This is a genomic window from Cohnella sp. GCM10027633 (assembly GCF_042675445.1).
GTDB lineage: Bacteria > Bacillota > Bacilli > Paenibacillales > Paenibacillaceae > Cohnella.
Map to the genome: position 1 here is coordinate 13785 of NZ_JBHTGV010000022.1, position 13226 is coordinate 27010.

Below are 13226 nucleotides of genomic sequence, written 5' to 3' on the forward strand. Positions count from 1 at the left end.
GCCCTGCTTCTATACCTTATACGAATGAGTCCTGAATCTCGACAGCTTAAGCTTTACCGATTAATAGACGGTGATCGAGCTGCCGTCCGTCGTCGCTTCCGTCGTGACGGAATACAGGCCGGCATCGTTTTTCACGTTGATCTGGAAGTTCAGCAAGCCTTTCGGATCCGAGGAATCGATCACGTAAGTCGCGATGTTCTTCCAGTTGTTGTCCGACTGCTTAACGGAAGTGTAGACGTCCGGGTTGCTGCCGTTGATCTTGAAGTTGCTCAGCTTCGTAACGGCTTCGTTCGTCGTGAACGTCAGCGTCACGATATCGCCTACCGTCGCTTTTTTCGGATCCGCGTTGCTCGACGTCAAGCCGACGTTAGAGATGACCGGCGCGAGCTTAACGACGGTAACGGAGCTTTGGTCGTTCGTCGCTTCCGTCGTAACGGAGTAGATGCCCGCCGAGTTCTGAACGTTAATCTGGAACGTGACTTTGCCTACCGGATCCGAGTCTTCGACGACGTAAGTCGCGACGTTCGTCCAGCTATTGCCCGCGCCTACGGAAACGAACGTCTTCGGGTTGCTGCCGTTGATTTTGAAGTTGCCCAGCTTCGACACTTGCTCCGTCGTTTTGAACGACAACGTAATCGTGTCGCCGACCTTGGCGATCGATGGATTCGCATTGCTGGACCCGATACGCACGTCGCTGATGGCAACCTGCTGCGTCGGCGTGCCGTTCTTCGTCACTTCGATGAATACGGCTTTGCCCTCGTAAGTGCGAACGAGCACGACGTCGCCGACTTTCAGAGCGGACGCGGGAGACTTGACGTTATCTCGGAAAATAAACACGTTGGCGTCGAGTGGCACGGCTACTGACGTATTGTCGCCCTTCTTCACGACGATGCTGCCGCCGGCGATCGATTGGATCGAACCCGTGATCGCTTGCGCGCCGTCATCCGGAAGCTGCTGGTCGACGCGGTCGAGAATCGTCGCGAGCTCCGCGCGGGTGACCGGCTTGTTCGGCAGGAACACCTTGTAAGTCTGGGACCATTTGTCATCGTCGCGGCCATGACCGCGCCCGTTGTTGTCTTTCCCTTTCACTTCTACGCCGGTGATGATGTTGTTCGCGACCGCGGCTTCCACGTAGTGAGCGGATCCGGCCGGAATGTCCTTCGCGTCCTTGAACACCACGTCGTTCGAGTCGTCGTCGTTCAGGTACTGCTTGACGTCGATCTTCAACGCTTTCACGAGAAGGACGGACGCCCACAGACGGGTAGCCGGCTTGCTCGGGTTGATCGTCGTCTCGGTCTCGGCGAACAAGTCGTTCTCGAGCGCTACCGCGACGTAACCGATGTAAGCCGGATTGACGAGCTTGGCGTCGCTGAACGGCAGCTTGGCGTTCGTGTATTTGGGATTCGTCGTCGCGTCGTTCTCCAAGCCGAGCAGGCGGACCGCCGCGATGATCGATTCGATGCGGGTCACGTTGGCGCTAGGTCGGAAATCGCCATTCTGGTCGCCCTTGAAGATGCCTTGGGAAGCAAGGCGGATAATGTGCTCGTAAGCCCACTTCCAATCCTTCTCGTTCAAATCCCGGAAGTTCAGGTTTACTTTCACTTCGGCTTTATGCGAGTTGTTTTTATTGTTATCTTTGCCATGGTTGTCGTTCTTGGAATGAGCCGAAGCTACGCCTACCGCGCTCCCCGCGAGCATGCTGGTCGCGAGCAGGGCGACAGCCGTTTTCTTCATGATCGATGGTGTGTGTGTCATAACGTTAACACTCCTTCTGTTCATCGTTTTTTTGCGGCGATTAACCGTCTGCCTATAACATTCGGGAGCATTCTCCATTATGAGGCGGTCCTAGTGGAAAAATAAGACCAAAGAACGGCAAAAGACCCACTACCCGACGCAAACTCGGGTAATGGGTCCCACGAACGACCTCGTTATTCGGGTTTCGGCGCGGACGACTCGCGCTTCTCCTTGAGCCATTTCGGCGCGCCTTTGTTCTTCCGGTCGCGCTCGCGGTTCGCTTTCTGCTTCGCCGGCTTCGCGGGTGCTTGGGCTGACGCCGGCTTCGTAGGAGCCGCGGACGACTTCGCTTTCACGCCTGCAGACGCGGGCGCCGATGCCGAAGTCAATGCCGACCCGCCGCGAGGTGCAGGCTTGGCGTCTCCGCCGCCGACGCGCGGCGCGGGCTTCGCTTCCCCGGTGCCGACGCGCGGCTGCGCCTCGGGCGCCTTCTCGAATTTACCGGCAAGCGGCTTCGTCTCTCTCCGTTCCCTGCGGTCGCGGTCGCCTTCTCCGAGCTTGCGCTCGAATTCCTTGCTCTTGCGGGCGCCCGCTTCTTCCGGAGCGACGATTCGTCCCTCGAACAGCATCTTCGGCGCGACCTGAATGCTCAGCTGCTTCTCCAGCTTATCGATAATGAACCGCTCCTGCGCGGTAATAAGCGTAATCGACGTGCCTTCCTTGCCCATCCTCGCCGTACGGCCCGCCCGGTGCACGTAATGGTCCGCATCCAGCGCCGGCTCGAGCTGCACGACGAGCGGAAGTCCCGGAATGTCGAGTCCTCTGGCGGCGACGTCTGTCGCGATGAGGAGCGACGTTCTGCCCTTGCGGAACCGCTGCATCACTTCGCCCCGCTCGCGTCCCGGCGTGTCGCCGTACAGCGCGTCGACGGAGAACCCTTCGTACCGCAGCTTCGAGAGCAGCTCGCCGATCTTCTCCGTGTCATTGACGAACAAGAGCGCGGACGACGGCTTCATATGGCGGACGAGCTTGCGGATCAGATCGATCTTATCCCGACGGTCGCACAGGAAGTACCAATGCTTCAGCGTCGGGGACAATCCGTTGTCGCCCGCTATCGCCGTCTCGTCGGACACCCATGGCTCCTTCTGCCATTTGCGCTCGGCGTCGCGCATTGCATCCGATCGCGTCGCGGACACGAACACGGTCTGCCGATCGCGCGCGCAATGTCTCATCAAGTGCTCCACGTCGCTCTTGCCGCCGAGCGCGAACAGCCTGTCCGTCTCGTCGACGACGATGTGCGATACCGCGTGCAACGACAACTTCTTCGTCTGCGATACTTCGCGAACGCGTCCCGGCGTGCCGACGACGAGCGCCGGCTTCGTCTTCATCCGCTCCAGCTGGCGGGCGAGCGACGCGCCGCCGATGAGCGCCACCGCATGGATGCCGAGCGGCTCTCCGTACTTCTGCGCCTCGCGCATGATCTGCATCGCCAGCTCCTGCGTCGGCGCGAGCACGATCGCTTGCACGTCGCGGCGGGAGCCGTCGATCCGGTTCAGCAGCGGCAGCAGGTACGCCAGCGTCTTGCCCGTTCCCGTAGGCGAGACGATGACGCCGTCCTTACCGGACAACAGCGCCGGAATGGCTTCCTTCTGGACCCCCGTCGGCTCCGCGATGCCCGCTTCGGCGAGCTTGCCCGCCAGCTCTATTCTTAATCCTAATTGTTCGAATCCCATTAGAACGACTCCTTCGACTTCCTACTTCTTATTCAAGAACTTCCCGAACAGCTTGTCCGCCGCTCGGGGAAATACGCTCGCGAACTTCGCGCCCGCGCCCGCCGCCCATGGCAAATCCAGTTCCCGCTTCCGCCGTTCCATGACGTAGACGATCGCTTCGGCGACGCGTTCCGGCGACAGGATGAACTTACCGACATTTCGGACGTACTGGCCGGACGGATCCGCCCTCTCGAAGAACGGCGTATCGATCGGCCCCGGGTTGATCGCCGACACGAACACTCCGCTTCCTCGCAGCTCGCTCCGAAGGGCGTTCGTGAAGCCGAGCACCGCATGCTTCGTGGCGGCGTAACCCGTCGACTTCGCCGTCGCCATCTTGCCAGCCATCGACGCGACGTTCACGATGTGCCCGCCTCCGGCTTGAAGCATAAGCGGGAGCACCGCATGCGAGCAGCGCACGGTGCCCATATAATTGACGTCCATCATCTCCTCGAAATGCGCCAGAGGCGCATCGAGGAAAGATAGAAATTCGCCGTAGCCGGCATTGTTGAGTAGAATATCTATTTTACCATAACGGGCATGAACCGCGGAGACGACGTCGGCCACTTGCTCCTCCGAACGTACGTCCATCTCGTATACGGCATGTTCGCTCCGGATCTGTTCGGACGATCGCGATAGCCTCTCTCTCGACCTAGCCGTCAGCACGGGAATCGCGCCCCGTTCGGCCAGCAGCTTCGCCGTCAGCGCGCCGATGCCGCTCGATGCGCCCGTAATCAGCACGACCCGTCCGTTCAGCGATACCATATTCATTCCCCCTCCTAAGCCATCATAAGCGAATGCCATAGAAAAAGCCCCTGAAGGGGCTTGGGCGATAGTGATAGGATTATGCGATCAACACTTGAATCTCCATCTCGCCGATTCCGTCCATGATGAGCGGAACCGCAAGCGCGCGTCTCGATCCGAATCCGTTGACGTTCGCCTCGACGATTCTCGGCGGCGTAATGTCGACATGCACGCCTTGGTTGTACAGCATCGTGCTCGCGTTGCCGCTGATCATGTTGCCCAGCTCGGAAATGGCGCTCTTGCCCATCTCGTCGATCTCCGTAATGACGTAGCCGCCCATCATCGCCGAAATAATACGCAGCGCGACCGTCTCGCTCAAGCCGAACACGATGTCGCCGGTCATCTGGCCGGTAAGCCCGATCTGAATCCAGACGTGATGATCCGCGAATTTAATATCCCGGACGGTCAGTTGACCCGTGCTTGGACGAATTTGAACCATTTGTTCGATGACCATGCGCGCGGACTCTAAAAATGGGTTGATGTATTCGGCCTTCATGTCTGAACGCGCCCCTTTGCATGAAAAGATTGGAACCGTTACCGTAACCGCTTTCCACTATTATACTGAAATCGATCCGACAAGTATACAGTTTTTGTAGAACGAACGGGACTTCCGGAGGAACGAATCGGGTCCGCGCGCCGCTTGTTGTCGAAAAACCTCGTTCCAATTGTGCCGTCCCGACGTTCTTGCGTAGTCGGGAATACCCGTCGATGTTACAATAAATGCAAGAGGTGATCGAATGCCGAACCTATGGGCGCACATACAATTCGGCCGCGAAATCCTGTCCGCCGTCGGCCGCGAAGACGCGATGCAGGGCGCCGCATGGAAAGCCGCTTTTCAACTCGGTTGTCAAGGACCGGACTTCCTCTTCTATCATCATTACTTGCCCTGGCAGTCTTCCACGCCGCTGAACAGACTCGGAACGCTGCAACATAACGTACGCTGCGGGCCCTTCTTGCTGTCGTTGTTCGAAGAGGCGCGCGCGCGGCGGCCGGAAGATCCGGTTTACGCCTACGTCGTCGGCTTCTTGCTTCACCACGTGCTCGACCGCCATCTCCATCCGCTCGTGTTCAGCTTGTCCGGCTTCCGCAAGTGGCACCATCATCGCTTCGAGACGGCGATGGATTCTGCGGTCATGCAATTGCGAGCGAGCATTCATACCGGACTCGTGCCTGCCGCGCCGGAGATCGATACGGGATCCGGGCTGCCCGGCGGCTTCTCCGACGCTTTTGCACGAATCTCGGTCTTACACTATCCGGCGCTCGCGGACGACCTGACTCCGGCGCTGCTCGACGAAGCCGTCCGCTCGATGATCGGCGCGCAGCGTCTGTTCTTCGATCCGAGCGGCTGGAAGGGCAAGCTTCTGTTCGGGCAGATCGCGCCTTTCTCGCCGCCGAGACGGTTGCCCGATTGGGACGTACTCAACGAAGCCCGCGCGCCGTGGATCGACCCTTGCGACCGCACGATCGTCCGCCGAGAGAGCGCGATGGATTTGTGGGACACGGCTCTCGCGGACGGACGCGCCTTGACCGCTGCAGCATTCGCATGGCTCTCGGAGCCGGACGTCGATGCGGCTGCACCGCTTCGCGCGACATTCGCCGCACTGCTCGGCGACGTCTCTTACGAGACGGGCCGGCCATGCGGCGAAGCGTGGATCACGTACGCGGAGTCGATCGTACCGTGAGCCGCTTGAATAGACAACAAAAAAACGCCGAAACGGCGTTTTTTGTTTTTACCCTCTACCTCTCACCCTTCTTGCAGCGCCTCACGCTCGCCCTTCGCCGTGTTCACGAACGAGAGCAAGATCATTCCCATGATGAAGAAGAAAGCGACCGCGAGGATCGCGGTACGGCTGGAGTCGGTGAACACGCGAACGAGCGCGAAGACGAGCGGACCGCCGAACGAGAAGAACCGGCTCGTGAACGACAGGAAGCCGTTGAACTCCCCCGCTCTTCCCTCCGGGATCATCTTGCTGTAGATCGAACGCGCCGTCGCCTGCGAACCGCCTTGCACGAGTCCGACGAGCGCCGCAAGGATGTAGAAGTGAACGGCATTCGTCATGAAGTAGCCGAGGATGACGATGGCGACGTATATCCCCTGCGAGACGAAGAGCATCCGCTTCGCGCCGAGTTTGACGGCAAGATTACCGAATAGGTACGTGGCCGGAAACCCGATGAACTGCGTGATGAGCAGCGCCGTGATGAGCGGTCCCGTCTCGATCCCGATCGACTTGCCGTAGCTCGTCGCCATGACGATGACCGTGTTGACGCCGTCGAAGAAGAACCAATACGCGACCATGAACTTCCATAGCTCCGGGTAGCGCCGGATGCGGGAGAACGTCTCGCGAAGTCTCGACGCCCCCGCCCTAATTCGCTCCAAGGCCGATGTATCAGATGCGGCGTTCCTCTGTTCCTTCACTCGCGTCAGCAACGGCAGCGCGAAGATGAGCCACCAGATGCCGACGGTAACGAACGAAACCTGCGAGCCCGCCGTGCTATCCGCCAGCCCGAACCACTCCGGCTTCTGGATGAACAGGACGTTGACGGCAAGCAGCACGCCTCCGCCCAAGTACCCCATCGAGAACCCCCGGGCGCTCACCTTCTCCCGCAGCCCCGGAGACGTAATATCGTTAAGCAGCGCATCGTAGAACGTGTTGCCCGCTCCGAAGCCGATCATGCCGAGGACGACGAGCGCCGATGCCATCAGCACGTCTCCCTCTCCAGGAATGACGAGCATCATGCTGGCGAGGGCTCCTACCAGCGTGAATAAGCGCAGGAACGGAATTTTGCTGTTCGAATGATCGGCGATCGCGCCCAATAGCGGCGATAGCAGCGCGATGATCGCGCCGGCGATCGACTGCGTGAATCCCCAGCCCGCGTCCGTGCCGTTCAACGCTTCGATGTAATAGATCGGCATGACCGCGGCCATGATCGTCGTGGCGAACGCGGAGTTCGCCCAGTCGTACATTACCCAGGACTTGATCGTTCTCGGTTGATCGCGCAATGTGAATGCCCCTCTCGTCCATAAGGCTTGTGACGGATACATTCGACGGGACGCACCGAAATCCTGCGTTGGTACCTTCCGGAACGATAGCGATCGCCAAACTTAATACGCTCTTAACGTTCCCTTTACTCGTAAGCCTTGCCGTCGCCGCTGCACTTTCTCGCGTACAGCTCTCCCGACTTCGAATCCGCCAGGACGTTCTCCAGCCACCGCCGCTCCGTCTCGCTGAACGCGATCATCCCTTCGATCAGATGAACCGAGCCTCGCGGCAGCATGTCCTGCTTCACGGCCAATACGGTCCGTAGACGATCGATCCTGCACGCGCAAGCTTCCAGGTGCTTGCCGATGTCGTCTTCCACCCGTTCGGCATCGGCATGCAAGATGAACGGCATCGTGACGAACATCGGATGCTGCGGATACGACGGCCTCTCCATCTGATTCGTGAGCAAGTCCATGAACTCGCTGCGGCCTTGCTCCGTAATCCGGTATACGGTCTTGTCAGGACGGCTCTCCCCGGGTACCGGAATGATCTCGGCAGCCTCGATCAGCCCGTCTTGACGAAGCTGATCGACCGCATAGTAGAGCGAGCCGTCCTTGACGTTGAACGAGATATGCCAGTTGCGCCCTTTGATCGTTTGCCTGATCTCGTAGGGGTGCCGGTCTTTCTCCATCAGCAGCCCCAGGATGAGCAGCTTCATCGACATCGGCTTAGCCTCTGTCGTAGGAAGGCTCCGGTTTGCCGGCGGCTCCCCCGCCGCCTTGCGGTCCCTTCGCGTCCGGAGCTCCGTGAGCGCCCGGCTTGGCGATCTCCATGCGCGCGCGCCCCATCAGGAACACGAAGATGAACGCTAACACCGGCAGCAGCACGGACCATTGGAAGATGTAGATGATCGAGTCTGACAGCTTGGAGAGCAGTTGATCCACCATACCCGCCGGGATTGCCTCCTGGAACTTCGCGTTGAGCAGCGCTTGCCCGCCTTTGATGCTCTCGACGACTTCGGCCGGGAGGTTCTGAATGCCTTCGATCTCCTTGATGCCCTGCTGGAACTCGTGCTTCTGCAGCGTGCCGAACACCGCCACGCCGAGAGCGGAGCCGATCGTCCGGAAGAACGCGATGAGCGACGAAGCCGAGCCTTTGTATTGAGGAGGAACGGCGCCCAGCGTCGAGATGTTAAGCAGCGAGAACGAGACGCCCATGCCGAGGCCGATGATGACCATGAACAGCGTGATGAGCGCGCGGCTCGTCGACGGATCCATGACGAAGCCGAGCAATACGGAACCTGCCGTCAGCGTAAGCGCGGATAGGAACAACACGTCGCGGTAACGGAACTTGGTTCCGATCCGTCCGCCCAGTTGCGCGCTGACGACGACGCCGAGCATCATCGGGGTCAGCACCGTGCTCGTATTGGTCGCCGACAGATGGAATACGCCTTGCATGAAGATCGGGATATACGTGGCGCTCGCCATCATGACGCCGCCGTACAGCAGTCCGATGCCCATGCTCCCCGTGAACAACCGGGACTTGAACAGGCCGAGCTTGATGATCGGATCCTTCGCCTTCGTCTCGACGAACAGGAACGCCGCGAGCAGCACGGCCGCGCCGATGAACAGCGAGATCGTCTTGCCGGAATCCCATGCCCATCCGTCCGTGCCGCCGAGCTCCAGGCCGAACATGAGGAGCAGAATCCAAGCCGCGAGCAGAATCGCGCCCGCCCAGTCGATCGTTTGCTTCTTGGTTACCTTCGTCTCGTGGTAGCCGCGAAGAATGAACATGACGGCAACGATGCCGATCGGAACGTTAATGTAGAAAATCCATCTCCAGCTCATGTAGTCGGTAATCGCGCCGCCCATGATCGGACCGAACACGCTCGACAGACCGAACACCGCTCCGAAGAGGCCCATCATTTTGCCGCGCTTCTCCGCCGGGAACGTATCGAAGATGATCGTGAACGCGATCGGCATGATCGCCCCGCCGCCTATCCCTTGAATCGCGCGGTAGATGATCAGTTGATCCATGTTCGTTGCCGTACCGCATAGAATCGATCCTAATAAGAACAATATCAAGCCCGCGAGGAAAAACCGTTTGCGTCCGTACATGTCGGACAGCTTGCCGAAAATCGGCGTCGCCACGACCATGGCGATCATGTACGCGGAATATACCCAGATGAAGCTCTCCAACCCGCCGAGCTTCTCGATGATCGTCGTCATCGCCGTCGACACGATCGTCTGATCGAGCGCCGACATGAATAGTCCCAGCAGCAAGCCGGCGACGACGAGGTTTACGTTGCTCTTTCTTTTATCCATTCTCAACTTCCTTTTACTCAAATTTGATTACCCGCCTAGAAGATTATACTCAAATTTGAGTATATTGCAATCCCCTTTGCGACGAGCCTTGAAATCCCCTATAATGAAGTAAATGACAAAAGCTTTTTATATCTTTCGATTCACCTGATAAATATATTCAATGTCGGAGGCGATCACCTTGAACATTAGCCAGCTGGAAACGCTGCTTACGATCTCCAAGACGCTCAGCTTCCGCAAGGCGGGCGAGCTGCTCAACCTGACGCAACCGGCCGTATCCGCCCAAATCAAAAGCCTCGAGGACGAATTCGGCGCGGTGCTCGTCGATCGGAACCATCCGGTAGCGTTAACGGACAGAGGCAAAGTATTTCTCGAGCATGCCGAGCAAATATTAGCGATCGTGGAACAGCTGAAGCAGAAGCTGTCGGATCTGAACCATATCCCGCAAGGGCACATCGTGCTCGGGACGACCACCTCGATCGCGATTCAAATTTTGCCGCGCGTATTGTCCTACTTCCAGAACCAATTCCCGCTCATTAAAACGTCGATCCTATCGATGTCCTCCACGCAAGTGCTAAGCAGCGTAGAGAACGGCACGGTCGACGTCGGCATCGGCTACTTGTCCGATCGCAGCCCGCAAGTCGAGACGAACGTCCTGTACTACGATACGTTCGAATTCGTCGTATCGCCGAGGCATCCGCTCGCGACCGTTCCGCGCGCCGCGATCGGCATGCTGAAGGACATTCCGCTAATCCTGTTGTCTCCCGATACGCTCGGAAGGCGCTTCGTCGACCGGATATTCCGCGAGAACGCCATCCAGCCCAACATCGTCATGGAGCTTGGCAGCAGCGAGGAAGTGAAGCGAATGGTCGAGCTCAACCTGGGCGCCGCCATCGTGTCGAAGCTGTCGATCGCCAGCGAATTGCGGCGCGGCACGCTGAAGATGATTCCGGTGAACGAGCTCGAGACGAGCCATCCGGTCGGCGTCATGACGAAGTCGGGCCGGTACGTGAACAGCGCGATGAGACAGTTCCTGAACGACTTGAAGGGCATGCCGGAAGACCAGTTCATCAGCAGTGAATGACAGGAGGAGAACCAGATGAAATTCGACTTGCACACGCACCACGACAGATGCGGCCACGCGTCGGGAACGATCGAGGATTACGTGAAATCCGCGATCGAAGCCGGCATTACAGCGATCGGTATCTCGGACCATTCGCCTTATTTCGCCCATGAAGACGATCACCCGCAGCCGGGCATCGCCATGGCCAGAAGCGAATTCCCGAACTATATCGCGGAAGTGCTGCGGCTGAAGGAGAAGTACGCGGGTCGTATCGAAGTGCTGCTCGGCGTCGAATCCGACTTCTATCCGGAGCATGCCGAGCTGTATCGCTCCTCTTACGAGCCGTACCCGTTCGACTACATTATCGGCTCCGTCCACCAGACGCGCGGCGTCAGCATCTTCAACCGCACCCGGTGGAAGAAGGTGCCCGAAGATCTTCATGCGGACGAGAAGCGGCACTATTACGAATTGATCGCGCAATCGGCCGACAGCGGCTTGTTCCAGGTGCTCGGCCATATCGACGCGATGAAGGGGTACTACCCTGCGTTCGCCGATATCGCGGGCGCCGAAGCCGCGATCGACTTGGCGCTTCAAGCGGTCGCGCGCAACGATATCGCCATTGAGATCAACACGAGCGGCAGCACGAAGGATTGCGGCGGCTGGTACCCGACGGACGCGATTCTCGAACGCGCGCTCCGCTTCGGCGCCGACGTTACGTTCGGATCGGACGCCCACGTGCCGGGCCGCGTCGGAGACGAATGGGACCTCGTGCAGCGCAGGCTCCGGGAAATCGGATTTACGCGCTGGGTGTTCTACCGGCAGAAGCGGAAGGTCGTCGTTCCGCTATAACGGATGCGACAAGCGATCTCCATCGGATTCGTCCGGGAGATCGTTTTATTTTAATTGTTTATTTATAATTATTCTAATGTTATAATTCATATAAATAAGTTGACCCTTATGACAAAAAGGAAGCCTGCCAACGTCGGCAGGCTCCAAGCATATGAAAAAGGGGGTCATGCACTCATTGTAGCCCGAGTCTGCGTCAGTCCCGTAACAGCTAGATTGCAATCGTGTAACAAATCGCTTGTCATCGCGAACCATCTAAGAATATCGACCCGAAGGAGCTGTCGTTCATGTCGCGCACAATTCCAGTAGACTACGATTATCATCATCTCCGGCACGTCAAGGAGCAATCGCGCTCCAAGAAGACGCTCTGGATCACGCTTATGCTGACGCTGTTCTTCACGATCGTGGAGATCGTCGGCGGGTTGATGTCCAACTCCCTCGCCCTGCTGTCCGATTCGGCGCATATGATCTCGGACGTCATCGCCCTTGGTCTTAGCATGACCGCCATCTATCTCGCGACCCGGCCGCCTAACGCGAAGTACACGTTCGGATTCCTGCGCTTCGAGATTATCGCTTCGTTCTTGAACGGTCTTGCGCTCTGCGTCATCGCCGTCGGCATCTTCGTCGAAGGCATCCGGCGCTTCATCCGTCCGGAGGAGATGGACTTCTCCCTCATGCTGACGATCGCCTGCATCGGCTTCGTCGTCAATCTCGTGCTCACCGTCGTGCTTAGCCGCAGCATGAAGGAAGAAGAGAATTTGAACGTCCAGAGCGCCTTGTGGCACTTTATCGGCGATTTGCTCAGCTCCGCGGGCGTCATCGTGGCCGCCGTCGTCATTTATTTCACCGATTGGCTGTTCTTCGACCCGCTCGTCAGCATGGCGATCGCCGGCATTATCTTCGTCGGAGGAGGACGCATCCTGAAGGAATCGACCGCCATCCTCATGGAGTCCGTCCCGGACAAATTCGATCTCGACGAGATTCGAGCCGCGCTCGCGAACGTCGAAGGCGTCGAGGACGTTCACGAAATGCACCTGTGGGCGATATCGACGGACCATTATTCGCTTACCGCCCACATGTTCGTCCGCTCCGACATCCAGCCGTTCTGCATCATTCTCGCCGTGAACGAGGTGCTCAAGGAGCGATTCGGCATTACGCATTCGACGATTCAGATGGAACATGCCCACATTCATCCGCACGGCGAATACGGCAAGCAGTTCCTGCGCCAACAAGAAGAGAAGCTCCTGCACGAGTAGACGCTCCATTCGTCCCATTCGCCGCAATAATCTTACTTACTTTTCTGAAGTGGGTATGCTACAATAAAAGGCGAAGGGGGAATTCCGAATGGACTATTCCAAAATGTGCCCCAAGTACGAATCGGCCGCGGAGCTACTCGGCAAAAAGTGGACAGGTCTCATTATCCGGGTGCTGCTTGGCGGGCCTAAGCGGTTCAAGGATATTAAAGAACAGATTCCCGACATGAGCGACAAAATGTTAACCGACCGCATGAAGGAGCTGGAAGCGATCGGGATTCTGACCCGCACCGTCTATCCGGAAATGCCCGTGCGCATCGAATATGAGCTAACCGAGAAAGGCCGTCACCTGGAGAACGTCATTCAGTCGATTCAGTCATGGGGCGAGAATTGGCTATAAAAGATCTTGCAACATAAAGAAGCAGCGCCGGGACGATTCCGGCGCTGCTTCTTTC

12 protein-coding genes are annotated in these 13226 nt (G+C 58.2%); 5 read left to right on the plus strand and 7 right to left on the minus strand.

Translation table 11 applies throughout. The features are described 5' to 3' along the window. Positions 1-60: 60 nt before the first annotated feature. The 4 genes from ACFQZG_RS26825 to ACFQZG_RS26840 all read right to left on the minus strand — a co-directional run bounded on the left by ACFQZG_RS26825 (position 61) and on the right by ACFQZG_RS26840 (position 4803). Positions 61-1755, minus strand: coding sequence for an S-layer homology domain-containing protein (locus tag ACFQZG_RS26825; RefSeq protein ID WP_378157806.1), 1695 nt, complete (start codon positions 1753-1755; stop codon positions 61-63). Between the two features lie 173 nt (positions 1756-1928). Continuing rightward, a complete protein-coding gene (locus ACFQZG_RS26830) occupies positions 1929-3467 on the minus strand; it encodes a DEAD/DEAH box helicase (protein WP_378157807.1) in 1539 nt (512 codons plus the stop codon). 21 nt (positions 3468-3488) lie between these two features. Then, a complete protein-coding gene (locus ACFQZG_RS26835) occupies positions 3489-4268 on the minus strand; it encodes an SDR family NAD(P)-dependent oxidoreductase (protein WP_378157833.1) in 780 nt (259 codons plus the stop codon). 79 nt (positions 4269-4347) lie between these two features. After that, on the minus strand, positions 4348-4803 hold the full coding sequence (locus ACFQZG_RS26840; RefSeq protein WP_378157808.1) for a chemotaxis protein CheX: 456 nt from the start codon (positions 4801-4803) through the stop codon (positions 4348-4350). Positions 4804-5044: 241 nt separating this feature from the next. On the opposite strand from ACFQZG_RS26840, the gene ACFQZG_RS26845 reads away from it, so the two are divergent. Further along, entirely contained in the window at positions 5045-5989 is a 945-nt protein-coding gene (locus ACFQZG_RS26845) for a zinc dependent phospholipase C family protein (RefSeq protein ID WP_378157809.1), read from the plus strand. A 62-nt stretch (positions 5990-6051) separates the two neighbouring features. On the opposite strand, the gene ACFQZG_RS26850 is transcribed toward ACFQZG_RS26845, so the two are convergent. From ACFQZG_RS26850 to ACFQZG_RS26860, 3 genes are all read right to left on the minus strand, one after another. After that, a complete protein-coding gene (locus ACFQZG_RS26850) occupies positions 6052-7350 on the minus strand; it encodes an MFS transporter (RefSeq protein WP_378157810.1) in 1299 nt (432 codons plus the stop codon). An 83-nt stretch (positions 7351-7433) separates the two neighbouring features. Then, positions 7434-8012 carry a PadR family transcriptional regulator gene (locus ACFQZG_RS26855; RefSeq protein ID WP_378157811.1) on the minus strand — a complete coding sequence of 193 codons (579 nt, stop codon included), beginning with the start codon at positions 8010-8012 and terminating at the stop codon, positions 7434-7436. Between the two features lie 4 nt (positions 8013-8016). After that, complete coding sequence (locus tag ACFQZG_RS26860) at positions 8017-9612, minus strand: MDR family MFS transporter (protein ID WP_378157812.1); 1596 nt, start codon at positions 9610-9612, stop codon at positions 8017-8019. A gap of 178 nt (positions 9613-9790) precedes the next feature. Here ACFQZG_RS26860 and ACFQZG_RS26865 point away from each other — a divergent pair, with 178 nt between their 5' ends. The 4 genes from ACFQZG_RS26865 (at position 9791) to ACFQZG_RS26880 (ending at position 13171) form a co-directional block, all read left to right on the plus strand. After that, a complete protein-coding gene (locus ACFQZG_RS26865) occupies positions 9791-10693 on the plus strand; it encodes a LysR family transcriptional regulator (protein WP_378157813.1) in 903 nt (300 codons plus the stop codon). A gap of 15 nt (positions 10694-10708) precedes the next feature. After that, complete coding sequence (locus ACFQZG_RS26870) at positions 10709-11521, plus strand: histidinol-phosphatase (protein WP_378157814.1); 813 nt, start codon at positions 10709-10711, stop codon at positions 11519-11521. A gap of 284 nt (positions 11522-11805) precedes the next feature. Continuing rightward, positions 11806-12774 carry a cation diffusion facilitator family transporter gene (locus ACFQZG_RS26875; protein ID WP_378157815.1) on the plus strand — a complete coding sequence of 323 codons (969 nt, stop codon included), beginning with the start codon at positions 11806-11808 and terminating at the stop codon, positions 12772-12774. Between the two features lie 88 nt (positions 12775-12862). Continuing rightward, on the plus strand, positions 12863-13171 hold the full coding sequence (locus tag ACFQZG_RS26880) for a winged helix-turn-helix transcriptional regulator (RefSeq protein WP_378157816.1): 309 nt from the start codon (positions 12863-12865) through the stop codon (positions 13169-13171). Positions 13172-13226: the final 55 nt, after the last annotated feature.